The sequence below is a fragment of the Fluviispira vulneris genome (assembly GCF_014281055.1).
In the GTDB taxonomy this organism is placed as follows: domain Bacteria; phylum Bdellovibrionota_B; class Oligoflexia; order Silvanigrellales; family Silvanigrellaceae; genus Silvanigrella; species Silvanigrella vulneris.
Genome location: NZ_JACRSE010000001.1, coordinates 341494 through 368400, shown reverse-complemented (window position 1 = coordinate 368400; position 26907 = coordinate 341494). Strand labels below are relative to the sequence as shown.

The following is a 26907-nucleotide window of genomic DNA, read 5'->3' as shown; positions in this document are numbered from 1 at the left end:
AAATTGGGGTCCATTGCAATATCTGATATTTTTTAAAATAGGATAAGAATATGATAAAAAAAAATCTTAGAAGGATTATTAAAATTGTTGTTGGATCCGTTTTTATAGTGTCTTGTTTTTTATCATTTAGCGAAGAAAAAAAATTAATAAGTCAACAAGATGAAGAAAAAATCATTTCAAAATTGATAAAGACGATAGCTGAATCGAATTTAAAATTTATAAGAAATGGATCAACTTATAATGCTAAAGAAGCGGCAAAGCATCTGCAATTGAAATTAAACTTAGCGTCCAAAAATAAATTTAATGGCCAAATAACAGTTTGTGAATTTATCAAAAATGTTGCAACAAAATCAAGTTTATCTGGATTGCCATATCAAATTGAAGTTGAAGCTGGAAAAAAAATTCTTCTACAAACTTGGTTAATAGAAAATCTTAAAAAACAAGATATGGCTCTGGCTGAACGATGCACTGAAAACTCTATTGACTAGTTAGTAATTGTTAATTCATTATTTTTTCAACCTTCAGGAAACTTGGGCAAGGGCAATCAATGAGTTCAGTTATGAAGAATGAACCTTGGTGGGCATCGACAGGGTATTTAAGCGTTCTTAGATAAGATTCATTCTCAAAGATCTTCCATGAAACTGTTAGAACGTTCGTATCATATTTTTTCTACAGTCAAAAAACCAGACAGAATTTTGAGGTATTTGAACAAAAAACGTATATTCTTATATAAGTTGATCTAATTGAAGTTTTAAAATAAAGGCTATGGTATGTCAAAAATATATTTGATCTTTATCTGTTTATTTGTTTATTCATTTAATCTATATGCCGCAAGTATAAAAGATATTATTATTTACACTGATGAAGATGTTCCCTATGTCACAGTTGATGAGAAAGGTTTCATAAATGGGGGAATAACAACAACAGTTATATTTAAGGTTTTAAAAAAGCTTAATCTTCCAGAAAAAACCATTGTAAAAGCGCCTTGGTCTAGAGCATATAACGATGCAACGACAATGCCGAACACCATCATCTATCCAATTGTGAAGACAAAGGAAAGAATGGAAAAATTAGATTATTTATTTAAAATAATAGAATCAACGGTGTATTTTTATAAATTAAGATCAAGAAGCGATATTCAAGTAAAAAAATTTGATGATGCAAAAAAATATAAAATTTGTGTGCAGAGAAATGATTATAGATCTGACTTTCTAATGGCAAAGGGTTTTACATCACTTGAAGCAGCAACAAGTTCAACTCTCAATGTAAAAAAATTTGTAGAAGGACGCTGCGATTTGATCGTTTCAACAGAAATAGGATTGCAAAGTAAATTGAAAGCAATTGACTTTGATTATAAAAATATTCAAAAAATCTTGCCATTAAAAGAATTAGATAGTGCTCTTTATGCTGCTATCAATAAAGAAACAGATGCGAATATCAAAGATCAAATTAAAAAAGCTGCAGCATCGGTGATATCTTCACGAACTAAATAATTTTTCATTTTAGCTAATGAGTTGCAAAGCCTAATCCAAATTTTGATAAAGTTTTTGCAGTATCAAGAACTAAAAAAAACCAAAGTAGCTTAATCCCACTTAAGCCCGCATGAAATCGTTAAAAACTTAATATATTTTGCTGAATTTTCGCACAGATCAACAATTCTTTCTAAGAAATAATCTGAAGTGACATCCTTTTGTTTTAGCGCATGCATAATAACGAAGTTTTTTCTTATTATATCTTCAATATTTGGGTGACTAAGATCAAAACCTTTTGGAGGCTTTTTTAAAGAATCTTTATCCATCTCAAATAAACTTGTAAATCTTTTACTATTTCTTATTGTACTCCATTCTTTTGTGTTTTTAGCAATCGCTGTCCGAATTTTTTGGCATGTCTGTGAATCAGGCTGCCATATTCCTCCACCAAAAAAGCATTTTTTGGGTTCTATATGCAAATAAAATCCCGGCGAATGAACATCTTTACTTTTTTTATGCTTAAATTGGGCGGCAATCCATGTTTTATAAGGCTCATCACGATTTGCAAAACGTAAATCCTTATTGATTCGAAAGAGGGAGTCACCAGTTTTTTTTGCAATTGCTTGATGATTGGGAGCAATTTTTTCTAAGTGAGGCGCAAAATCAGAAATAAATTTCAGAAACGGTTCCCGTGCAATACTTTCATATTTTTCTTTATTTTCTAAAAACCATTCTTTATTATTGTTTGACTTTAGGTCAGTTAGATATTTAAAAATAGATTTATCAAAATATCTCATTTTATAGTCCCATTTTTTATTTTTATAAAAAATAAATTATTGAATTATTATTCTAAGTCTTTATTACTGAATAATCAAGTTATAGAGCTTGAAAATTATTTTAAGTATAAAATAACTTACATTGTAATAATCAAAACCGTGAAATAGGGTATAATAAACAAAATTATTGATAATATTTTTAAAAAAACTAAAGCTGAAAAAATTACAACTGATATTTTATCTTCTGGAAGTTTAATAAATATTTGCATTTTTTGAATTAAATGTTTTTTAAAAACGAGCAATATAAAACTATAAAAAATAAGCAGAGCAACACTCAATATAGTGGACCACATAAAGAAAATTTTTAAAATATCTAAGGACATGTCTTTTTCCTCTTTTTTAATAGTTAAAGAAAATATTAGCTTGAATTTTGTTTGTAAACAAATCTGTTATAATCTTACTGAGCAAGAAAATGCCACCTTTCGGGGCTATGAAATTGATATTACTCAATCTTCACTTGTTTAAAATAAAAGCATATTATTCATTTAAACAATAAAAAGGAATTTAATTTGCAATTAATATTTAAAATAACAAAAAATATAAATCTGCACTTAAAAGCAGATATAAAATCTCTTCTTCAATGTTCAATGTATCTTCCTACTGAAGAGAAAATTGAGACTGTTTATCAGCAATTCACGAGTACTAACAATGAAGAACGTATGTTAATTCTTGCAATATCCCCCGATGATAAAGTTACAAATGAATTTAAAGAGTTGTTAGTTGGTTTAATGGCTATCGAGATAGAAACTGATAGAGTGCTTATCCGCTATATTTCGACAAAAGAAGAATTCCGCAATAACGGTATTGGAAAACAGATGATACAATTTCTTCAAAATCATTTTGCCAAAAAAATAGAAGCAGAAACGGATGATGATGCTATAGAGTTTTATAAAAAAGTAGGTTTTAAAGTTTTTATGAATAAAAAAAATTCTAATAATATTATTCGTTATACATGTGTTAAACTTTAAGTTAGATTCTAATATCTTAAGGAGTTTTCTTTATTTAAATTACGACTGCTTGGTTAATGGAAAATTAGCAGCATAACAAAGAATTTATAGCTAAAATAAGATGCAAAACTCAACAACTCCCTCTTACTCATCCCTTTATAGAAAATGCGTACCATTGCGAAGCAGAATTATCTGCAGGCTGAGTATGCTCATCACTTTTACAAAAACTTGAGACTCTATTATATTCATTGGGTGTTATAACAAAAACATATGAAAATGGTTTATATGTAGCAACATAATTTTTTTTAATGTTGTAGTTGACTAACTTCCAATAGCCACTTGCAATAACATAATTATTATTAGTATCAACCGCCCATCTCCAATTCTTTCGATCGCTATAAGGAGAGCAATATACGTAAGTTGTAGTCAAAGGCACTTTAGACTCTCTGGAAAACGCTGGAATCGATATTATCGTAGATAATATTAGAAATACTTTTTTAAGCATAATAATTCCTTCCCAATAAAGATGAGTTGTTGATTTATTATAAATCAACATATTTTATTTATATGAAATATTCAATTAAATTTAATATAGGTTATGAAATGCTTTTAATTTTAATATCTTAAAATATTTTAATTTATATAAATATTTTCATCATCTTATACTTCTAAAACAGAAAATATAGGCATAGCTATTTCTCAGAAAGAAAGCATCGAGTTAGAGAAACAGGATGATCTTTAAAACTCAAAGCTTATATTTTTAGAAATTATAGAGTGACTTGTTCTCAAAATCGAGAATACTTTTTCAAAAATTATGTTAATTTATGCTTGCAAAAAATAAATGAAATCTTTTCTTTTATCTTAATGAAGAGTTAATATATGAAGCAATTTTTTCAAAGCACTTCAATTTCTATTTGATAAAAAATTCTTTACTTTTTTGTAAAAATTTTTATAATAATTAATTATTTTATATTTAACTTATACTATAAGATAATAAAAAATAATCTAATTATTTCATATACTAGGACTGAAAAATGAGAATAGATTTTATTCATGAGTTAATAAACAATCATAGAGATCTTATAGCAAAAGAAGATAAGGACTTTGTAGATAGTATTAACTCATTTTTAAGAAAATATAAATATTACAATATTCACTTAAATAGTAGTATCTTAGATGAGTTAAAAAAAATTCTCGTTAAAAAAGGAGAACTTGTATCTTTAAAATATATGAATTCGCGTGCTAAGAAGCCTTATATTTTATCATTTACTTACATTGTTATAAATAAAATAAAATTAAAGTTAAGGTATGAAGAAAACGTGAACAAAATTGATTTTAATTTAGATGAAAATCATAAAACATTCTCTTGGGCTGCTTTTGATTACAAGCTAGCAAAAGACGTTAATATGATAGCATATAGGGGTGATAGTCGAAGTTATTTAGATATATTTAATAATGGTTTTAAAAGCTTTTTAAAAGCTGAAGGGCACAATCCATTTATAGAAAACGAGTTTATTTCTGGTGGAGCCTCTGTTGCTCTCACATCAGATTTTAAAGCCAGCTCATATTTTCCTATATCAGATGACAGACAGACATTTATCTATATCTGTAAAGTAAGAAGAGCATATAATACTATGGGTGAGCATTATAAGAGATTTGTTTTAAATAAAAAGAATGTAAGACAAGAATTTTTGCATTCATTGAACATACAAGAGCTGAATACAGACATTATTGCTGCCAGTGATATTTATGCAGCATTTTCAATTTCAAGAACTTATTTTGGAGAAGTACGTTATTATCAAAATGAACGGCCACTCCCCAAAAGTGTAAAATTTACTATAAAGTCATTTCATTATAACTATAAAAGTAGAAATCAAAAAGAAAATGAAGAGTTTTTGATTGTTTTAAATCAGTTAAAATCTTCAGAAATGAGTCTAATAAATAAAGAATTTTGTTTTGCTATCAATGAGATCAAATATTGACATTTACTTATTCCTCTAAAAATTAGACTCAGTTCACTTTCATGTATTTATAAAAATTTGCCAATACTTTGAAACTGTGATATCCACGATCTTTATCTACTGTGTGAAGGTTATAATTCCCCAAATCTTAGACAAGGTTACAATGAATTTTGTTTGCGGATTAATGCTGCAAAGAGAATATTTGGGAACTTATCGGATGCTGGGGAAAGTATTCATTGCCGAGCTTAAAAGTTAGATTGCACTCGAAGCGATAAAGGAACAGAAAGAAGACTGTAGAACAGGTATAGCACTTGAATTTTTTCTTTAAACTGCCAAAAAATCAATATTCTTCTCGTGAATTTTCAAAATTGAACCAGCAGGTTCCGACTGAGCTTAGAAGGGCGTTGGAAACTTTTGAGATGCAGAAGGGATTCACACTTTTTTCTTCAAAATTGAGTATTATTAAGACTTTCCTTTATGAGTATAAAGGATTGCTAATAAGCACCATTGGACTTCAATTTGTCGGCCGATTATCATTTTTAGCCACTATATATATTAGCAAAATATTAATTGATCTTGTCCAGATCAATTTTAAAACAATTTTTATATTATTGTTATTTGGACTTGTTTTATTTATTGCTACAATTACTGGCAGCTATACTAAGAGATGTCTTATTTTTATTGGTTCTGGAATTAGCTTATATTTCTATAGCTTGCTTAACAATGTACTTCTTTATCACGTTGTTAACAGGAAGGAAATGGAGAGTCTAGTTAGCCAGATTCGCACCCTAATTGCCTCCGACATCAAACATATCCAGTCTTTTGTGAATGGATTGATGAGCAACTTCATTCCTACTTTGTTTGCCGTAAGTATTTTTTTCCCATTACTTTATACAGAACTTGGCCTAGCAGGCCTTATAGCTGGTTGCTCTACTTTTTTGTTCCTTCCATTATCACTCTATATTTCAAAACGTATAGGAAAATATCAACACCCAATCCAAACCAGAGAAGAATCTCTAAATTCACATATTGATGAATGGATTTCAAATATTCGAGAAATTCGATACGAAGGAACATCGGTCAATTACGAAGAACGAATTGCTTCTGATTTAAAGTCTTACCTTAAAATTTCGTCGAAACAGCATATACTCGTTGCCGTGAATTTCACGTTTGCAATGATATGGCAACTTATCCCCATTATAATCTTGTTTGCAATTTATTCCTTTAGCAACCAAAATAGATCAATCGGTTCCATCTTTGCCTCAATTTGGATGCTTGCAATATTAAACTCTAGCATCCAATACATCCCATTTACATTAGCTGCCGCAAGCAGAGCAAAACATTGTTGGTTTCGAATCACGAATCAGCTTAGTGAATTAGCAAAAGAAAAGAGAAATAAACTCAAACTCACTATACCGGATTTTTGTGCTATCCAATTTGAGAGCGTCTCTGTTAAGTTAGGTAATACAACTTTGCTTTCTGCATTTAGTGCGATTATAGACCTAGAATCAAACACCTTCATTGAAGGAAATATTGGATCTGGTAAATCTACATTATTGCGCCTGCTTTCTGGACAGATAAAACATACGAGTGGCACAATTTTCTTAATTAGCAAGAGTGGTGCACGACAGGAAATAGCATCATTAGCCGACATTCCCTCTTATAGAGAAATGGTATTTTATGTTGAAACCATACCATTCTTAACTGCAGACAGTATTGTTGAAAATATCGCATTTGGTTCAAGCTATAATAGAAATAAGGCAGATGAGGCGCTTCGAATCGCTAAATTAGACAATGAATTTTGCGATGAAGAATACGTTTACAGAGAAAAACTTTCAGAAAATGGAAAAAACATATCAGGGGGGCAAAGGCAACGAATCGGAATTGCCCAAGCAATATACTCAAGCCGCCCAATAATATTATTAGATAACTGTTTTTCATCTTTGGATCAAAATACCCGAAACGAAATCCTAAAACAGCTTCATGGAAACGGCTTAGTTTTGGTTTATGCTTCGTGCCAAAACTTCAGCTCTGATTACTTTAATCATACGATCACGATCAACTCGACTAGAAACATGGTGGCTAGCACGCATGAGTAATACCCATTTGGTTCGTCACGACAATCTGAATTCAGCCTCAAAAAATTTTCTTAGGTTTATTTGCGATTTAAATATTATACGGAAATATGCACTCCTTTCTCTATTACTAACATTTATAGCTTCAATTATACCATATGTTTTTTATTGGATAATTAGTAAGTCCTCAACCTGTACAACAAATTCAGAATGCTCAATAGAACTTAAGCTACTTGTTCCAATTTATTTCAAGATTTCAGTAGCTTTACTAATTGCGCTTTTTGCCATTGCATTCATCAGTAAGATATTTTCTCTTGTATTAATCGAAATTGGCGGAATGTGGGCCTCAGCCAGCATACACCAGAAAATGGTACTTAGTATTTCCAAGACTAGGGTGACTTATTTTGATAAGATACATTCAGGCCAAGTAATCAATCGGTTAATTTCCGATTATACTTTTATTCGCGTACGAGCGATTGGATATTTAGCAGATGGCTTATATGCCTTTGGCGAACTTATTAGTGTTTGTATAGTTGTGGGCATCGCAAATCCGCTTGCAGCAGTGGTAGTTGTTCCTGTAGCTATTTTTTATATTCTGATTCAATTATCTGTTGGGCCTACTGCTGGCTGTATAAGCGAAGAAGGATCAAGCCTATTAGCTAAACTTCTCAATCGTCAAAAAGAAATGATTCTTGGTCTAAATTCATATATTTGGTCAGGTAACGAAATAACTTTGATAAAAAGGATAAAGATATTAGTTGAAAAAAACCTAATGCTAGAAATAACTTTAGCGAATATTAATGCATGGGCATATTTCTGGATGGGTATTGTTACCTTATTATTCAATGTTGCTGTCTATTGCTTTGTTGTTTACGCGCTAAATGCCAACATAATCACAAAAAGCACTTCTGGTGTTGTGCTTACAGTTATATTTTCAGTTGATGCTGCCGTTATGTGGTTATCAATGACAACACTGAATATCTTCAACGCTTCCAGCATCCTAAAACGTATTTACCAACTCGTTGATTTAAACGAGCCTGAAGCGCTATACAAACCTGTAGTTAAACATGGAAATCCCATGGATGGAATACATTTCGAAAATTTTTCAATGTCATACATCCCCGGAAGCAACCAGATATTAAAAAATATCAACTTATACATACCAAACTCACAAATAACTGGCGTAATTGGCAGGACAGGCTCTGGAAAAAGCAGTCTAGTTCAATCCTTATTTAAGATGGTAACGCCTTTAAATGGGAATATCTTCATTGACTCTGAGTCTATTTACTCAATTGATTTAAAAGAAATAATAAACAATGTTGGTATTGTATCTCAAAATATACTCCTTAGAAATGGAACAATCTTAGATAATATTTCTAGTTATGGCTCATCCAAAGAGTTGATTTTAAAAATAATTCATGATCTCTCTATACCGCTAGAGTTAGAAAAAGTAATTGAAGGAAATGGAGTCAATCTTAGCTCAGGTGAACGACAACTGATAGCGCTCATTAGAATTTCATTGAGTAATAAAAAATTTATTATTTTAGATGAGCCAACGAGCACGCTTAGCTCAGAAATGGAGTCAGCCTTTATTTCTGCAGCGAAGAGGCTTCTTGCTGGAAAAACAGTTTTAATGATTACCCATAATCCAGAACCACTCCGATTATGTGATAACGTATATGAAATGTCGGGTGGGTATGTAATTTCAAAAAAACTAAAAGCTGAGGAGTGCGCCATTAAGTATGAGGAGAGTCATGGCCCAACGAATTGTTAAAGTGTCTGTTACAAAAAATTAGCACCACCCTAATGAAGCGCGTGTAAAATTATCAGCCATCATTGTTAAGAAGAATATTCCAACAAATATTGGGAAGGTTGGGATTTTGAGTGCCTCAAAAGCTTGCTTTTTATTTTTTTCTTCCAATGCATTTTCATTTATTGTCCGTTTATTTTTTTAAGTGCATAAAATTTGAAATAAAAATATTAAATTTTTTTAAATTAAAAATTTCTGAGAACCTTCCTACTTCTAAAATCAGGGTCTTTTTTAAAACTCACATATAAAATTAATAAATTTATATATAATATTAGTTAATTTATTATAAAATAATATTATTAAAATTAATAAAATAACTAAAACAACTCATTCAGCAATTTCACTTATGATAACCTGCATTATGGTGTGTGAGATTGGAATATTTGAGTAATATGAAACTGAAATGAAAAAAGTACCCAAAAATAAGGGTAGGGACGCACAAATAAGATTTGATTCGAAAAAAGATGGATGGATAAATTAATTTGATATGCGGTAAGGATCTGATCCAAATAGACCCATAGTTGTTTTTTATTATTTGATATTATTGCTTAATTTAGTTTTTTTAGATATTGGTAGGCGGTAAGAATTCGTACAGAATCGGGCCACTTTGAATTTTTAGCTCAATATTTAAGCATTATGCGTATGCAAATAACCATTTTACATCATTCAAACTTTTAGTTCAAAGTCAATATCATCTAGTTTTCGATCCTGAATTTCATAAACTCCAAATCTGCTTACATGGCCAGTTCGATACGGATTAATTTTTGAAATAAGAGTTGGATTAACTTTGATACCTTCGGAAGTAAGCTCTTTAACTGATTTTGTTATTGCATATACATTATAAAATGTAAGAACAACGGCTATTAAATGGTTATATTTTATAACTCTCAATTGCTCTTCCCTGTCGTTCTTTGTAATCATATCTTCACCAAAATAAATCCATTTTACAAATTTATTAAAAGATTCACATTTGTTAGTTGAAGATTGGACTATTCTTCTAAGATCTTGATCGGATAAATAATGGAGGAGATAAGTTGTTCGAATAACTCTGCCTAATTCTCTAAAATCATAATACAATTTATTTTTTCTAGAACTAGTGTTTAATCTTTTTAATATTGTTGATGGATTTATTTTTCCAGCCTTAATTGATTGAGCAACCCTGATCATATCATATAAATATTTTCCAATTAAATCCCAATCAATTTTTTCTTTTGTAAACAAGGAATCTATATGTTTAAAAATTTTTTTTGAAGATGGTTTGTAAAAATTTAAATCTTTCCAATTTTTTATTCTTGGCATTAATTTTATACCTAGAAGATACGATAAACCAAATCCTGTGAGCATTTGAGCGTGAGAATCTCCATGGATTGTATCAGGCTGGATATCTGATTTATTTTTAGAAAGTCCGTCTAAAATAAATATACCTTCTCTCATACCGCAAGATATGAAATGAGAAAATAATGCAATATAAGTATCACTAACATGATAATATCCAATTCCTCCAAACTGACCATATCTTATATGATATTCGGAGAGTAAATTATTATCATACATATCCCAATGAGTTCCATCAGCAGCAGCTCTTGAGCCATTTCCCCAAAGTTTAGGTAAATCAAATTTGTTATAAATATTTATAACACTTCTAATACAATTATCAATTTTATCAACGGAAGTATGCCTTAAATTCAAAAATGAAATTTTCCTTCTATTTACTTCAGGAACAGCTTTTGCTGTTTGAGTAGGGCCAAGACCCGTTCCATAAGCAAAAACCGTTAAAATATAACGCATTTCTTCATCTTTAATTTTTGCTGCATGTCCACTATTTGGCCCGAAGAACTTTGTTAAATTTAATAAATTATTTCCAGAAATTAATATATTTAATAATGACATAGAATGTTTTTGCATCTTTTTATCAAGCATGCTCTCTAATTCTTTTAGTTTTGCTTTATCTTTTTCAATAGGAATATATTTCTTTAATTTAGGTTCTCCATTTTGAATTTTAAAATCTGGATTTTCTTGAAAAGTTTCATCAGTAAAATTGGCTGATTTTTCTAAATTATTTTGAATATCTATAATAAATTGTTTCTTATCTGAGGAAAATCCTATTAATTTTCCATAATCATCTAGCGTTCTTAGTGACTCTTCTTCAGAAATAAGTTCCTTTCTATAATCAGAGAAATCAATGCTATTATTTATGCACAAATCTCCAGCTTGTTACCTCAAAATACCTGACAAAAACCTTGGTTTTTGGCAGTAGAAATGTATTATCGGGTAAGTATGCTTTTTCGCGGATATTTTTGTGCCAAAACAGATGCCAAATTCATTCTGCCATTAACTCTCACAATAAATGAGTTATGACATAATTTTAAATTTTGCAAAATATCTAGGAGACTTTTATGCACATTGGTTATGCAAGAGTTTCAAGTGCAGATCAATCTTGCAATTTGCAAAACGATGCACTTACTAAATCTGGATGTGAAAAGATATTCTCAGATATTGCTAGTGGAGCAAAAATTGAGAGAAAAGGTTTAAATGATGCAATAAATTATATGCGACCAGGTGATACTTTAGTTGTATGGAGATTAGATCGTCTTGGCCGAACTCTTTCTAGCTTAATCTCATTTGTCAATGAACTTAATAATAAACAACTTTGCTTCAAAAGCATTGTAGAAAATATTGATACAACAAGTCCAACTGGAAAATTCTTTTTCCATGTGACAGGTGCATTTGCAGAGCTAGAACGCAATATCATCAAAGAAAGAACAAAAGCTGGCCTTGAAGCTGCGCGTTCAAGAGGTAGATTAGGAGGAAGACCGAAAGCGATTTCTCCAGATAAAATTAAAGCAGCTATTGCTTTATATAATAAAAATGAAACATCTATATCTAGCATATGTAAATTATTAAATATTTCAGAAAGAAGTTTTTATCGATATAAATTAATGGAAAACAATTAATAAAATAATAGGAGATTCATAAAAGTGAGTGCCAATAATAATTTCAATTTGTTGATTTTTGATAAAAAAAATAATGACTATAATTCTTCATTAAGCAATTTTGAAAAAGAATTTATTTCTGTAATTAAAAGAATGGGACTTCCTGTAGATAATATATTTGTCCCAGCAAATCAGAGACTCATTGTATTTAAAAATGCTAATGAAGTATTATCTAATCTCAAGGAAGATATAATTCATGAATCAAATTATATCTCCAAATTTTTTGCTGCAGTAGCTGCAGGATTATTTGATGCAGCACTCAATTATTTATGGAATGAAACAATTATTGAACTTAGAAAAAGAATTTCTAATTATGATATCAGCTATTTTTTTGATAATGCTAATTTATCTTCAGATGAAAAAAAATCATTAAGAATTGAAGATGACCTTTGTAAATTAGATGATTATAAGTTAATTCAAGGTGCAAGAAATATAGAAATTATATCTGAAATTGGTTATAAACATCTTGATTTTATAAGATATATGAGAAATTGGACAAGTGCTGCTCATCCAAACAATAGCACTATAACAGGTTTAAATTTAATTTCTTGGCTTGAAACATGTATAATAGAAGTAATTAAATTACCATATACAGATAGTAAAATTAAAATAAAAAAACTTTTATCAAATATCAGAAGTAAAACTTTATCAGATCAGGATGCGATTGAAATATCGTTATTTTTTAATACTTTAAATCGACATGAGGCAAATACGTTAATGCTTGGATTTTTTGGAATATATACTAGAGAAGATACTTCACAAGAAACAAGACAAAATATTAACTTATTAGCATTAAGTTTATGGCAATATATTGATATTGAGACAAAACACCAGATTGGTCGCAGACACGCATCATTTGCAAACTGTGGTGAAATTGAGTCAAAAGATTATGCTCGCCGTTTTCTCGATCTTGTAGATGGCCTTTCTTTTATTACAGAAGGGATGAGATCTGTTGAAGTTTCTCTATCACTTACAGAGCTCAAAGATGCTCATAGAGCTTCAAATAATTTTTATAGTGAACCTATTTTTGCAAAAAAATTATTAGCTTTAGTTGGAGAAAATGGAAATTCTATTAAAAATATTGATTATGAATATGTAACTACAATTATTGAGTGTTATATAACAAACGGCAATGGAAAAGCTTGGAATGCAGAACCATATTATCTATCCTTAATTAATAAATTTAACGAAGAACAAGCATTAATTGCTTTATTATCTTTTAAGAATGAGATAATAGCAATAAAATTGCAGCATGAATTGTGTAAAAATTACTTTATCATGATGATTGAAAATTTACTTCTTATTAAATTTACAAATGAATCTTTAAAAGACATATGCAATAAAATAATTAGACTTAAAAATTCTTTGAATACATTAAAAGATGACTCCAGTATAAACAAGTCCATTAGGAATATTTCACTTATTTTACCAAATTTAAAAGATATAATACAAACATCTGGATTTAATTGAATAAATATTTTATTAATTTAAGGAGAATTTTTAAAATATTAGACAATTATTTTTATTATAAAAACAATATTATATCTAACTTATTATAATTAAAAGGATCTACTATGAACAAGTTTATTGTGATGAATGGAAGTAATTATGCCGAAATAGAAGAAAGTAAAATAACTTTTCGTGGAGGATATACAGGACAAAAAATAATTGGGAGCGATAAGGAAGTTGTAAATAGCTCTAATTTAATTTTTAATGAAAAGTTTATATCTGGTGAAATTTCGTGCAATGTAATCTTTCCAAATGACATTCCAGAAAGTTTTTTTTTAGATATCACGTTTTCTTGTAATATACAAGACGGATCTTTTTATTCATGTGCAATAAAAACTTTCGGTCATCAAATTAGAAAATTTTTTAAGAAAGGTGAGAAGTATGAATTCGAAACAATTTCTTCTTCATATTCATATAATCCTAAATATAATAAAAATATATTATTAAAAATTTTGAGAAAAGGATCTAATGTAGAGTTTTATATTGATAATATAGCTATGTGTTCTGCAAATATAAATTTTGAAACACTGAGTTCAAACTGTGGTTTAACTTTAGGTTCTAATAGTGATATCATATTAGAAGAATATAAAGTTATAAACAATAAAATCAGGGCTTTTTGTATTATGAAGTTTGGAGATCCATATGATAGAATATATGCTGACGTAATTAAACCAATATTTAAAGCTAAAGATATTAATATTACTCGTTCTGATGAAATTTTTAGTAATAATTATATTATTGATGATATAAAAAATCAAATAAATACATCAGAAATAATTATTGCTGAAATTTCTGAATCTAATCCCAACGTATTTTATGAACTTGGGTATGCACATGCACTTAAAAAAGAAACAATAGTTTTATGTGATAATGACATTTCATCGGTATTGCCATTTGATGTTCGTGGATTCAGAACTGTTTTTTACAAAAATTCAATTCCAGGAAAAACAGAGCTGGAAAAAAATATTCAGAATCATCTTAATCATATTTTTGAAAAATATGGAATTGATACGACAATTTTTACTCAGACAAACTAGAATCTAAAAATTCAGTAATATAACTGATTTTTTAGTTTTTCTTGAAATAATTTAATAAGAGAAATTAGGAAAAATTGATGATTAATGCAGATTATGATTTTCTTGAAAAATCTTCGATTAAAAAAATTGATTTAGAATTATATTTAAATGGAATTAAGAAATTATCAGAGTTTTCAGGTGTTGCTGAAGATTCTATATTAAAAGGATGGAAGTTTTACTTTACCGATGATTTAGTGTGGAAATCAGAGTTTTCTCAAGAAATAAAAAGTAAATCAGAAATTGTTAAATTTGATAGATTACCAGATTTGATTACAATAAAATCTGGGGAAAATTTATTAATTATTAAGAATTTGTACAATATAATAGTTAATACAGAATTTAAAAGTGACAAAATAAATTATCATATTTCAGGACTAGCATTAAAAATAGTAATTAAAAATTACAAGAATGAAGAATATAACGCTTTAAATAATTTTATACTTAGGAAATATATTTCATATAAAAAAGATTTTTATTTACCTGACGACTTACATATTAGAACAAATAATTACTATCATTATCTAAGGTCTAGTTACTCAAATATAGTAATTGATCATAATCCAGAAATAGAATTAATTAAATTAAATCAAGAAAAAATATTAATATTTGAATCGAAATATAATACCGATAATGTTGATATGTTTTTAGATGTAGCTAGTAAATTAAAAGTTTTTTTGTCATATTTGACAGGCTGTTTATCTATGTCAAATTATTTTATTACAATAAGTGACCACAAAAATAACATTTTAAAACAAATTTTCATAAGAGGAAGTAAAGAGTTAGATTCCAATTTTCATCCAGTACCAATAAGCTTAATAAGAGAAGAAAATGAAAATTCTGAAATTATATGTCCATTAGATTCAAAAGTAATTAGTGGGTGCTTTAATAAAATTTTATCTAATATTAGGATCTTGTACGCAATCGAATACATACTATTAGCTATGAGTGAACAATCTGCAATAGATGTTAGGGGCTCTTTACTGTCAGTTTCTTTAGAAATTATTACTGATATCATCAAGGAAAGTAATGAGAATAATTATAAAAAAGTCATTAATGATAAAATGATATGGATAAAATTAAAAGAAACACTCATAAATAAATTAGATGAATTTGAAATATCTAATGAAAATAAAAGAATAATAAAAAATAGAATTGATAATTTAAATAGTCCTACTAATAAAGAAAAACTTAATAAACCATTTGAATTATATGGTATAGATCTTTCTAAAGAAGAACAAAAATGTATTGCAACAAGAAATGATTATTTACATGGGAATGAATATCTTCGTCTTGATGACAAAAAAGTTAAAAAATCTGACAATATTAACGAATGTTTTTTTAATGAAAAAATGATGTATAATCTTGTTAATAAAATTCTATTAAAATATTTAGGATATAAAGGTTATTTAATTAATTGGACAAATCCAATGATTAATCCTAATAAACCTAATATATTTAAGTTCTAATATTTTTTAGCTATAAAAATTATTAGAACGCCTATTTTATACGCATTTTTTTAAAGTGGCCCGATTCTGTACGAATTCTTACCGCTTACCGAGTTCATCAAATCCTATATTTTTTTGATTCATGTAATTATTCAAAGCTTGTGCTATAACGTTTTGTAATGATTTTAATGCTTGAACTTCAATTTCTTTTATTTCTTCAGGACTTATTCTTGTTTCAAGATAATGTTAAAAATTTTTGATTTTCATTTTTCAATTTCCTTTAGACTAGTGAACATACAGGCGTTTCATTTTGCAATATTAGTTACAATTCATAGTCTATTGGTTTAGCCTCCAAGTGAGTTAGTTAACCAGCCTTATCTTTTTTCTTTGTATGGAACAGGATATCCACCATCATCAATGCATTTAGGATCTTCAGCATCTTGGGCTCCTTTCTATCCTTATCACAACATTGGAAAGAAATACCGTAAATGTCGTGATTTAGTTAATACAATAGATAGTTTAAACGTAAAATGGGATGAATTTTGTCATAAAGCCTTATATAAAGAATGAAAATCTTGGAAAAAATATCTAGTTTAGGCAACGTTAATGGAAGACATCATAATTCTTTAACTTCATTTAAATACTTCATGAGAGATGTTCCAGAGTCCTATAACCAATTTTTACTCTCCAATCCAATGTCCTCTTTTAAAGCATCAAATTTAATTCTTGATGCTTTTACGATTCAAAAACAAGCAAGAAATCATATATTAGAAACATTAATTTTGATATAATTATATAAACCAAAAGTTCAAATATTGCTCTATTAAAACTTCCTGAATACTTGTGGCGTCGACAAGCAGACTTTAGAGAGGAGTTGCTTCCTCTGAGAACTCGTTTTCATTTAAATGTTTTAAGTAATCTAATAGATCGAGTTTATACGCTCTTAGTGTTTGGGAAGATGCACCTTTCGTTTGCAGGCTTTTAAGAAAGAGCTCTAAAATATTTTCTAATGTCATAGGTGAATGTCCTTCTAAAAATTATTCTGCCAATTTTCCCTGTGCTCGCATGTGATCTCAATTTTTGTGCAGTATGAAATTGTTCCTTTAATTTCAAGAGTGATTGAAACAAAACCGTCTCTTCCACTTTTGCAAAAGGTAACAGAAATTTTAGAGATTGGCAGGATATTAATGACTACTCCCTAGCTTGCGAGGCTAGAGGTATGTGCTTAATAAATCCAAGTCTTTCTTTTAACTTTTGTAGGCTTCTCGATAACCTTTTGCTCTCAGTCTTAAACTCAATGACGGACTTCATCTTAACTTTAAAGTAACTATGAATTAAAAAAAACCAGGAATTTAATTACAGGGTTTCTATTTTCACTATTTACTTTGAATGTATAAAGGCTTCCTAACTGTCACAGAGTACAACGTATGTTTTTCTTTGAAAGAATAATTTATTGCTCTTCACTTCCCCAAGTAGATGGTTTTCCCGTATTAACCAGTTAGCAGTGCCCTGCAATGATACAAAAAGTGGGATCAATATGTCCTAAATATATCCAATCATCATTATCAGTTTGATCCGAAGGAAAGTACCAATACTCTCCATTATGTTTAGCTTTAAAATAGTCAACAGTTCGAGTGTAAGGGTTTTGATATACATATATATCATCTTTATTTGCTACATTGTCTGGAGCATCTTTCCATTCATTAAATTTTGATGGAGGAGGAGGAGGCAAATTGCCACAGTAGATTCCGTTTGCTGGTCCTTCGTCTCCATAAAAATGAGCACAAACATTGTACTTTATAGTAACTGTTTGGTATGAATTGTTTTTAATGTAGATATTATATCGATAATTATAATTACCTCCTTCTGCTAAGGTGGTAACTGCCGCGTTTGACATATCTGCTTCTGATGAAGTCCATTCTCCTCCAATACCATTTGATAAAGTGCTTTTAACGTGAACTGTGCCGTTAAAAATAGGGCTTGTTGAGGTAAAAACCATTTTTGGTACTGGTTTTAAAACACCTGCTCCAACTAGGAAGTAACCTGTATCATGAGAAAATGGGCTCATGGTATACCAATAGCTATGGTTGCCATTACTTCCATTGTCACAATGCTTTTCTTCACCTGGTTGGATCGTGCATGTGTTTGTATATCCACAATAGTTATGAGTGGTAGGAAAGCTTTGTGAACAATCATCTGCATAAGCTTGAATAGCCGTTCCACATAAAATAGGGACTATGAGTACTCTATTAATGTTATTTAATTGAAAAGTCATAAATTTCATTTTTTATCTCCTATCAAGAAAAATAAGTTTTTATAAATTCTAAAACATTTATATTTTAGAAAGATTTCTCAATCGGATTGAGAAATCTTTCCTAAGCATATGTTAAAGATCTTCTTCGAATAAATTACTGTTTTTCTGATTTTAATGAACAGAAATCAAATATTTTTTTACATTAATATTTTTGTATCAAGCTACTTAATAGCAGCATAAAATTCATATGTCAATAAATAAAATAGATACTTTGCTAAATAAAGAATAGAGCGAATATATTCTTTAGGTGAGCTTAAAAATAGTTTATTGTAAGATATTAATTAAAAAAATACATAGTAATAATTATCTTAATAAAGATCTTCAATATAGTAGAAAACTACTTTTTAGCATAATTTCTGAATCTAAATAAAATAATAATGCTCTTTCTATTCAATTTATGAAATCAAGTAACAATTACATTATCAGTTCAAAAAAGAAATAATTATTCCTTATTAAATTTATATAAATTTAGAATGTTTTTGTGCCTGCTCTTTATCACAGGTTACAAGAGGGCAATTTTTTTTATCGGCAAGTCTCACATACAGAGAGTCCGCTCCGCATGTATTATATTTACATTTGATATGAATTCATTTTTCTTTGTTTTTGGTTTTTTCAGCCAATAATTTGCCCATAGAATTTCTAGCTATTAGGGCAATCAAGCTGGATGGTTACCAAGTATTTCTCCATAATCGCTGTTCATTATTAATTTAATTTCAGCGTTAGAGGTAATTTCTATAAAATAAAAACTACGAAACTAGCGTTTATCGTATATGATCTTAGAAATATCAAAGCCAAATTCTTTAGCTGAATTTATGAGTTTTTCCAATGCCTCAGAAGGAATCGTTTTTTCTCTTGTTAAAATCCACAACATGTCTTTTTGTGGGGTGCCAACTATTGCATATTTATAAGAGTTATCAATATAATATATTGAATAGTTCACTCCTTTAAAAAAATTAATAATATCTGTAATAAAATTAAAACTAACAATTAAATTTCGACCACTAGGATCTTTAGAATCAATTTTTGCTTTTCCAATAATTTCGTTACTGCTTCCATCTATTCTGTTGCATATGTTTAGTACTTTAATTGTACCATCATTATTTAAAGTGTATTGTGCTGAAGAAGAGTCGCATTTTTTTTGAAAGGATGTTGGTAACCGAACTTGTTCATACCAAGTGCCTAAATATTTAGTAATATCAAAATTAAACTCCGATGATTTCAAATCATTTTTAACAACTTCTTGAGAGTGAATAAATTGTGAAAAAAAAGTAATGAATAAGTATAAGGTAATTTTTATGCATTGAATCATAAGTTCTTCTCCTTTGTTAAAAAATGCTCCCTGTGGCTACCCACAAGCGAAAGAATTTCTATTATTGATAAAGTACAAAAAAAATCTACTAAAAAATTTTACTATTTGTTCTTATCTCAAATTGAGGAGAATTGATCTTTAATAAAAAAGAGTTAGCAGTGATTTCCTCTTCAGGACTTTAGATGGGTCTAGTTTCTGCAAATTCTTTCTTGTATCTTTTTAATTCAAAATATTTCTAAAAGTCATTCTTGTTCTCCAATGCACATTTTTTTGTATGAAAATCATGCAGAAGAAGTTGCCAAAATTCTTCCAAGAAATATAAATATATTTTTTTTATGATACATTTGCTTTATTTAACGTAATAATAACTTTGCAATTTATTTGTAACTCCCATTTCAACTTGACATTTTTTCAGCAAAAAAAGTTCTTACGATCATCTTTCAAAATAGATGGAATTAAACTAAAGACTAAATTGATTCATTGCAGCAATAAAACGGGATAATTCCACATCATAAAAATCCATCGGAATAACTCCATTTGGAAAGTATTTTATATTTCCGTTACTTCCGGATGAAGTTTCTGAGTTTTGATTTATTGCATAATTAACATGAGGCATGAAACTATTTTTGCATTCTTTGGGTTTATAGAAGCAGGATGAAGTTGATGAAGACATAAAATTAAATTTTAGTTCGGTATTCGGAGATTTAAAATGATTGTACATAAATCTTAAAATTGCAGCAGATTTGTCACTGCCACCAGAAGTATAGGAATCTTGCAACCAAACTGTAAAGTTATTTGCTGTAAAAGTACCGTTGGCAACATCGTCTGGCCAAGCTTTCAAATTAACGCCTGGTGTTTCATTAAAGCGATTGAGCAGTATTAATCTTCCACGAGCATGAGCAAGAGTAGTAGAATCATTTACATCAAGCAGCCATTTAATTTTATTGGCATAATCATTTATATATTTTGATAAAATATCATTATTAGAAGGAGCTCCAGTATTGCTTTGATCTTCTTTTATACTGACAAACAGCGTCTCTGATGGATGCTTATTTAACCATTCACTGACATTGTCCAAAAATTGATTGAACGAAATGCCTAAATAAAACGATGAATGATACAAAGACCATACATAGTCTTTCTCTGGTTTTACGCGAATATCAAAAAAGCGGATCCCTTCATCTAATTGAACGAAAAAAGTGGAACTTGTTCTCTGTGTCCTGACAAAAGAATTCATTATGAAATTATTATAATGCCATGTACCGGAATCATGTGTCCCAGGGATACTCATTTTTGCTATTGGCATACTATCTGGCAAGTTAGTTGTCCAATTTTGCAAATCGACATGGTTTATAACATCTATATACACATCATTTGTTTGGCCATAACTCACAACATCATATTTATTTCCAATATACAAGGTTCGCCAGTTTTGGTTTGTCCAATCTGAATCCAAACAAACTCTTATATTAGGAATCTCATCTTTCATATGTATATTCAAATTAAAACAATGTGTATTTTTATAAGTGTTAATTTCTTCCCGTTCAGATAATTTCTGACCCGAAGCCAATGATTTTCCATTTATATTTTTGTCTGGTCGAGATACACCATCCCAATCAGAATTATCAACATTTTCTGTTAGTAAATTAAAAATATTTGTATTAGAAAAATTGTTTATATATAAATATTTTGTTTTAGAAGCTGCAAATAAGGTATTAGAATATAATAAAATTGAAAAAGAAATAATTAAATTATTTATAATTATTTTGAACATAAAAACCCTCCGAATTAATATAAGATCTAAATCTTAAAATTATTTTTTCATTTTTATCTAATGCTTTTCTAAAGTCAAAGAAACTATAGTAAATTATTTTTTATATAATAGGAAAGTGTAGATTTTTTAAAATATAAGAGTATTTATAGTGATGATTGTATGAAAAAAAATAAAAAAAATTTGATAAAAAATATATCTATAATAAGAATAATTAATTTTATCATAGAATAAAATAATCTTTAGTTGAAAATTACGCTTTCAAAAAAATATTATCAATATATTAATTTATTGTTTAATTTTATAATCGATTATTAGCATTTTATTGAACCTGAAAGAGATTCAACACAGATAAAAAAATATTTATTTAAATTAACGGTATTTAGAAACTTTTTCAGAAATAGTTACACCTGAAGGTCGATAATGTATTTTAACAAAAGTCATAACTTCAAGTGCTCCATTTTTAATACACTCGTCTTGAGCTTGTTTAACAATATTAAATAACTCATCTTGCTGACCTTCCATAGTAGTTTCCATTGGTCCCACTTCGAACTTTACGCCTGAGTCTTGAACAATCTTAATTGCTTTATCCACAATATCATAAGCATTTAGGCTACCTGAGACTTTTGGTATCACTTGAAAAGCTACGCTAATAATAGGATTACCATTTTCATTATTCATGTTTATATCCTTAAGTGCTTGTAGGGTTAAAATGAGCTGTTGTATAACTGTTACTTTTTTAAATTTTGCCAGTCCAAAAAATAAGAATTTCTTTTCTTCAACATCCATCCTAAGTCATAATCTGACTTAGGCTTCCAGACTAGCTCATAAACTTTTTATAGTCATAAGTAAATGTTTTAGGAGTTCAGGAAAATATTTATAAGTTAATTAATTTAAAGCATTCATTAAGAGACTTCTTTGATTGTTTTATTGCCTCTTCCATGCTCATTGATGCCAACTCGTCATTCCAAGGTTCGATAGCAACAGGACCTCTATAGCCTTTATTATATAAAGTCATTAAAAATCCTTTAACATCGTTAACACCAGTTTTTAATGGCAAAGTTCTTTTAAACTCTGGAATTGTAAATTGATTATATCCTGTCAATCCATCATTTAACTCTAAATATATAATATTTTCTAAGTCCAAATGCTGCAGATCTAAAAGCGAGGCTCCGCTATGCTGCCAATGATGTACATCTAGTTTAAAACCAGCATTTTGATATAGATCAGCGGCACTTATTAAACATCTCACACCATCAATTGTATGAATAAAATCATATTTTGTATGTACTCGTGTTTCAGTAGGTCCAATAAATTCAAAAGCAATCTTTATATCATTATTAATTAAAATATTTTTAACCAGATTCAACCTTTTTACATATAACTTAAATAAGGAATCAAAATTTAAATTATTTGAAAATGGAGGAAGATAATTTAATGCAATTTTACATCCTATTTTTGCAGCATTTTCAGATTGAATCGAGAATTTTTTTAAACTATTGTAAAACTCATTATCAGTCCCTGTTAATTTAACAGTAAAATGAAAAGATGTAGGAATTAAGCCAAAATCATTTAAAATGCTTTTCATTTCATAAATAGAATATTTTGGCTGTTCTAAATCTACATTAATTCCCATGTATTCATATTTGTACGCAAATTTACAAGACTGCAAAAAATCTTCTTCTTCATGACCAATTGTTGAACTCATTTTGCTATTGTCTGCATCATAGTCTTTTGTGATATTTAAAACAGAATACATATTTTTCTCTTTATTAAATATATTGTATTATTTTATTGAATTTTATTTTTTAAAATATAATTATCTAAAACTTTTTTTACTATGTTTAGATCTACAGTCACAAGGTAGTCACCTTCAGGGTTATAGCATTTTCCAATTTTTTCGAGTAAAACAAATCGCAATTCTCTACCTGTTTTTTTATTATCATTAATCATTGCTTCAATCAGCATATCAGAAGAAATTTCAGCTGGAAAGGGATCTTTATATCCTAACTTATTCTCAATTATATCATAATGCAAATTGACCTCTTCTTTTGAAAGTAAACCAATCTCATTCGATAATTCAGCTGCTATTCTCATACCAAAAGAAACAGCATCTCCATGCAAAATTTTACCTTTCATGAGCCATTCAAGAGCGTGTCCAAAAGTATGTCCATATTCTAATATGATTCCATAATGCTTTTCAGATGGGTCTTTCCTCAATATTTCAAGTTTAGATTGAATTATTTTTAACGCGAGATCGTTATTCTTAAATGCATTTTCTGCATTATAAAATGCTAAATTTTCATATAAATATTCAAAAAAACACTTATCTGATATCAGACCATTTTTGATTCCTTCAATAATACCTGCTCTTCTGGCGTTTTTAGGTTCAGTATGAAGATAATATGTATCTCCAATTATGAAAATAGGTGAATGATAGAGGCCAAAATGGTTTTTTCCTCTCTTGCCATTGACAGCTTGCTTATTGCTTAAAGTACTGTCAGTTTGCCCAGTAAATGTTGTAGGAATTTCAATAAACCTTATGCCTCTATAAATCAGTCCCGCAGTTAGGCCAACTAAGTTGCCGACACCACCACCTCCAAAACCGATTAAAATGGATTTTTTTGAAATATTTTGTTCAATCAATAGCTCACATAGTTCTTCAAGATTTTTAAAATATTTATTTTGTTCTCCAGCAAGGAGTATATTCAAAAATGTATTTGGAAACTTATTTTTTATTTTTTTATATAACGACTCTCCATAGATCTTAAAAACAGACTCTTCAGTTAAAAAGAATAATTTATCAAATTCAAATTTTTCTAAATTTTTCAACAAAATATTCTCTATTTTATATCCGAAATAGTATGGAGAAGGTACGTCTAATTCAGTAGAAAATTCAATTCCTCTGCCAGGCACTAAATTGTTATTAAAATAAATATTCGATTCTAAGTTAGATTCAATATAAGCGTAATTTTGCATAAATAGCCCCCAATTTATATAATAAATTAAATAAATGTAATTAAAAATTTTTAAATTTAAAGAATAAATATAAGTTAACTTGTGTTCGATTTTTTTAGATTCAATTGTGGTTTTATTAATAAAACATAGCCTATTAGAGAAATAACACCACAGAAAAATATAGCACTCGACATTGGTAACGCTGTTCCATTATGAAAGTAGCTAACTAATAGGGATGAGAAAAAAGCCATACTCCACTGCAAGCTTCCATATAATGCTGAAGCTGTTCCAGCTTGATGTCCATAAGGAGACAAAGCAATCGCTATTGAATTAGGGCTAATTAAATTCAACATACTTATAAAAATAAATAATGATATAAGAAAAGGAAATACTAAATTTATATTAAAAGAAAAGGCCAAAATTAGAGAAGCAGCTATGAAAGAAACTTTGACAGATTTAGTACAAATTGTTTCTGCATTCCATTTAATAAGAAGTTTTTTATTAACTTGTGAAGCTATTAATATTCCCAATCCATTCATTCCAAAAACTAACCCGTATTGCTGCGGTGTCATTTTAAAAAGTTCAATAAAGACAAATGGTGATCCTGCTATATATGCAAACATTCCTGCTCTTATTGCTATATCAGGAATAAGATAACCAATGAAGTGTTTATCTTTAAGTAACATTTTATACGAGTTAATTACTAAACTTAATTTTATATTTTCATGTTTTGTTGAGTTTGTCTCTGGAAGAAAAAAGGTAACTATACAAATACAAATTAAATTTAATATAGCTAAGGTATAAAATATAGACCTCCAGCCAAAAATCGAATTTAAAAATGCGCCAATTGATGGGGCTATAATGGGAGCAATTCCTAAAACTAAGGCTATATTTGATAAAAAAATTGCAACATGCTTTTTATCAAATAGATCACGAACGACAGCCCTGCTTATCACCATACTGGCAGATCCTCCAAAAGCTTGAAGAATTCTACAGATGATAAACAGATAGATATTTTCAGATAATGCACACCCAAATGAAGCTAAGAGATAAAGATACATTCCTCCAAGCAATGGCTTTTTCCTTCCAAACCTATCAGATAAAGGTCCGTAAATAAGTTGGCCTATAGCCATCCCTATGAAAAATGTAGAAACAGATAATTCAACAAAAGAGATGTGAGTGTGTAAATCTTTTTGAATAGCTTGAAAAGCAGGCAAATACATATCGATTGTTAAGGGATCAAATGCTGTCAATACACCTAAAAGGATAACAAGCCACTTGCTTTTTCCCTCGGTAAGCAAAATATCATTTTCATTTTGATGAGTCTGATTCATTCTTTTTCTTCCACTTTAAAATTCCTTATTGATAATGATTCTCAAATTCAAGAAGAGAGCGCAAGGGGATCGTCAAAAAAAAATATATTTTGTGTATTTATCAAATTTTTATAAATTTATTTTAAAAAATCTCTTTAACGTTACTGATATTTTGCTTAATGGTGATAGAGTGCGGATAGTCAATTGAGTAATATGAAAAATGCTTAGCTGGATCACTATGTCAAATACTAAACAAATAATTTATCAGTGAGTCCATTAGAAAGAAGGTTTAATTGTAAAAATTAGTTTCATTTTACCATGCAATACTCCACAATTGTTGAATATTATTATTACAATCCCAAAGTTGTATATAAATGCCATTAAAAGTATAGGCATATGGAATATCAAGGCATTTACCTCCCACACCTACAATATGGCCATTTTTTAACCCCCATTTTTGGTTCTGAGCATCAACGCAGTCCCAAAGTTGAATGCGATTTCCATTAAAAGTATAACCATAAGGAACATCTAGGCACTTTCCACCAATACCTACAATATGGCCATCGATAAATTCCCAATTTTGACTTGGGCTACCGTTACAATCCCACATTTGTATTTGGTTTCCATTAAAAGTATAGCCATATGGTACATCAAGACATTTATCCCCTACACCTTTTATTTGAAAAGCATTTGCTATTAACGGGAAAGATAAAATAGTCAAAATATAGGAAATTTTGGATAATAAATTATGTTTCATTTTCATATAAGATCTCCTTCTAAAAAATTTTAATTTATAAACCATATAATTGAAGGACTTTTAAGATATTTTGTCTATTGCGATTCTGTCAAAATAATGAACAAAAAGAATAAAGACAACTTGTTCTTCTTTAGTTATAAATAATTTTTCAAAGAAATCACGGTTTGCTTTATTAAAACTTAATTGTGCTGATTTAATTTAAGAAAATTGTCTTATTATAAAATTTAGATTAAAATTAACGACTTTTCAGTGACGGTGAGGTTTAATATAATTTTATGGTGCCGATATATAAGAAGTATGGTTTAAATTTTATATCTTTAAGAAGCTGGTTTTTAGTATGCTTTTAATAATTAAGAGTCAATTA

Annotated in this window: 23 protein-coding genes; 10 read left to right on the top strand and 13 right to left on the bottom strand. The window is 28.8% G+C overall.

All coding sequences use genetic code 11. The features are described from left to right. The first annotated feature begins 50 nt into the window (after window positions 1-50). Together H7355_RS01330 and H7355_RS01325 are read left to right on the top strand one after the other, a co-directional pair. Window positions 51-488 carry a DUF5329 family protein gene (locus tag H7355_RS01330; RefSeq protein WP_186644188.1) on the top strand — a complete coding sequence of 146 codons (438 nt, stop codon included), beginning with the start codon at window positions 51-53 and terminating at the stop codon, window positions 486-488. 282 nt (window positions 489-770) lie between these two features. After that, window positions 771-1493 (top strand): substrate-binding periplasmic protein, encoded by a 723-nt coding sequence (locus H7355_RS01325; RefSeq protein ID WP_186644186.1) that lies wholly within the window; start codon window positions 771-773, stop codon window positions 1491-1493. Between the two features lie 89 nt (window positions 1494-1582). On the opposite strand, the gene H7355_RS01320 is transcribed toward H7355_RS01325, so the two are convergent. Both H7355_RS01320 and H7355_RS16170 read right to left on the bottom strand, forming a co-directional pair. Beyond that, complete coding sequence (locus H7355_RS01320; protein WP_186644184.1) at window positions 1583-2266, bottom strand: DUF2461 domain-containing protein; 684 nt, start codon at window positions 2264-2266, stop codon at window positions 1583-1585. 116 nt (window positions 2267-2382) lie between these two features. Continuing rightward, the gene (locus H7355_RS16170) at window positions 2383-2628 is read right to left on the bottom strand and encodes a DUF6868 family protein (RefSeq protein WP_390807645.1); all 246 of its coding nucleotides are present in this window, start codon (window positions 2626-2628) and stop codon (window positions 2383-2385) included. A 186-nt stretch (window positions 2629-2814) separates the two neighbouring features. Here H7355_RS16170 and H7355_RS01315 point away from each other — a divergent pair, with 186 nt between their 5' ends. Next, complete coding sequence (locus H7355_RS01315) at window positions 2815-3273, top strand: GNAT family N-acetyltransferase (RefSeq protein WP_186644182.1); 459 nt, start codon at window positions 2815-2817, stop codon at window positions 3271-3273. Between the two features lie 127 nt (window positions 3274-3400). On the opposite strand, the gene H7355_RS01310 is transcribed toward H7355_RS01315, so the two are convergent. Next, window positions 3401-3757 carry a hypothetical protein gene (locus H7355_RS01310; protein WP_186644181.1) on the bottom strand — a complete coding sequence of 119 codons (357 nt, stop codon included), beginning with the start codon at window positions 3755-3757 and terminating at the stop codon, window positions 3401-3403. A 529-nt stretch (window positions 3758-4286) separates the two neighbouring features. Here H7355_RS01310 and H7355_RS01305 point away from each other — a divergent pair. The 3 genes from H7355_RS01305 (at window position 4287) to H7355_RS01295 (ending at window position 9062) form a co-directional block, all read left to right on the top strand. Beyond that, on the top strand, window positions 4287-5234 hold the full coding sequence (locus H7355_RS01305; protein ID WP_186644180.1) for a hypothetical protein: 948 nt from the start codon (window positions 4287-4289) through the stop codon (window positions 5232-5234). Window positions 5235-5632: 398 nt separating this feature from the next. Further along, on the top strand, window positions 5633-7312 hold the full coding sequence (locus H7355_RS01300; protein WP_286190627.1) for an ATP-binding cassette domain-containing protein: 1680 nt from the start codon (window positions 5633-5635) through the stop codon (window positions 7310-7312). Continuing rightward, entirely contained in the window at window positions 7221-9062 is a 1842-nt protein-coding gene (locus H7355_RS01295) for an ATP-binding cassette domain-containing protein (protein ID WP_186644173.1), read from the top strand. Before H7355_RS01300 ends, H7355_RS01295 begins: the two co-directional genes overlap by 92 nt. Window positions 9063-9764: 702 nt before the next feature. Here the strand turns inward: H7355_RS01295 and H7355_RS01290 are convergent. Beyond that, window positions 9765-11300 carry a Tn3 family transposase gene (locus tag H7355_RS01290; RefSeq protein WP_186644171.1) on the bottom strand — a complete coding sequence of 512 codons (1536 nt, stop codon included), beginning with the start codon at window positions 11298-11300 and terminating at the stop codon, window positions 9765-9767. Between the two features lie 194 nt (window positions 11301-11494). Here H7355_RS01290 and H7355_RS01285 point away from each other — a divergent pair, with 194 nt between their 5' ends. The 4 genes from H7355_RS01285 (at window position 11495) to H7355_RS01270 (ending at window position 16142) form a co-directional block, all read left to right on the top strand. Then, window positions 11495-12052, top strand: a complete 558-nt coding sequence (locus H7355_RS01285) for a recombinase family protein (protein WP_186644169.1) — start codon at window positions 11495-11497, stop codon at window positions 12050-12052. A gap of 24 nt (window positions 12053-12076) precedes the next feature. Continuing rightward, window positions 12077-13561 (top strand): hypothetical protein, encoded by a 1485-nt coding sequence (locus H7355_RS01280; RefSeq protein WP_186644167.1) that lies wholly within the window; start codon window positions 12077-12079, stop codon window positions 13559-13561. A 104-nt stretch (window positions 13562-13665) separates the two neighbouring features. Beyond that, entirely contained in the window at window positions 13666-14637 is a 972-nt protein-coding gene (locus H7355_RS01275; RefSeq protein WP_186644165.1) for a hypothetical protein, read from the top strand. Window positions 14638-14714: 77 nt separating this feature from the next. Continuing rightward, window positions 14715-16142 (top strand): hypothetical protein, encoded by a 1428-nt coding sequence (locus H7355_RS01270; RefSeq protein WP_186644163.1) that lies wholly within the window; start codon window positions 14715-14717, stop codon window positions 16140-16142. Between the two features lie 842 nt (window positions 16143-16984). Here the strand turns inward: H7355_RS01270 and H7355_RS01265 are convergent. The 9 genes from H7355_RS01265 to H7355_RS01225 form a co-directional block, all read right to left on the bottom strand. After that, window positions 16985-17137, bottom strand: a complete 153-nt coding sequence (locus tag H7355_RS01265; RefSeq protein ID WP_186644162.1) for a site-specific integrase — start codon at window positions 17135-17137, stop codon at window positions 16985-16987. Between the two features lie 482 nt (window positions 17138-17619). Then, window positions 17620-18405: a hypothetical protein gene (locus tag H7355_RS01260; RefSeq protein WP_186644161.1), complete on the bottom strand. Its 786-nt coding sequence runs from the start codon at window positions 18403-18405 to the stop codon at window positions 17620-17622. A 784-nt stretch (window positions 18406-19189) separates the two neighbouring features. Next, window positions 19190-19744 carry a lipocalin family protein gene (locus H7355_RS01255; protein ID WP_186644160.1) on the bottom strand — a complete coding sequence of 185 codons (555 nt, stop codon included), beginning with the start codon at window positions 19742-19744 and terminating at the stop codon, window positions 19190-19192. A 460-nt stretch (window positions 19745-20204) separates the two neighbouring features. Further along, a complete protein-coding gene (locus tag H7355_RS01250; RefSeq protein WP_186644155.1) occupies window positions 20205-21518 on the bottom strand; it encodes a phosphatidylinositol-specific phospholipase C domain-containing protein in 1314 nt (437 codons plus the stop codon). Between the two features lie 369 nt (window positions 21519-21887). After that, complete coding sequence (locus H7355_RS01245) at window positions 21888-22196, bottom strand: thiamine-binding protein (protein WP_186645383.1); 309 nt, start codon at window positions 22194-22196, stop codon at window positions 21888-21890. A gap of 196 nt (window positions 22197-22392) precedes the next feature. After that, window positions 22393-23274: a TIM barrel protein gene (locus tag H7355_RS01240; protein ID WP_186644153.1), complete on the bottom strand. Its 882-nt coding sequence runs from the start codon at window positions 23272-23274 to the stop codon at window positions 22393-22395. Between the two features lie 32 nt (window positions 23275-23306). Then, window positions 23307-24494 (bottom strand): 3-dehydroquinate synthase family protein, encoded by a 1188-nt coding sequence (locus tag H7355_RS01235; RefSeq protein WP_186644151.1) that lies wholly within the window; start codon window positions 24492-24494, stop codon window positions 23307-23309. Window positions 24495-24568: 74 nt separating this feature from the next. Further along, window positions 24569-25807 (bottom strand): multidrug effflux MFS transporter, encoded by a 1239-nt coding sequence (locus tag H7355_RS01230; RefSeq protein ID WP_186644149.1) that lies wholly within the window; start codon window positions 25805-25807, stop codon window positions 24569-24571. Between the two features lie 292 nt (window positions 25808-26099). Next, window positions 26100-26549 carry a ricin-type beta-trefoil lectin domain protein gene (locus tag H7355_RS01225; RefSeq protein WP_186644147.1) on the bottom strand — a complete coding sequence of 150 codons (450 nt, stop codon included), beginning with the start codon at window positions 26547-26549 and terminating at the stop codon, window positions 26100-26102. Window positions 26550-26907: the final 358 nt, after the last annotated feature.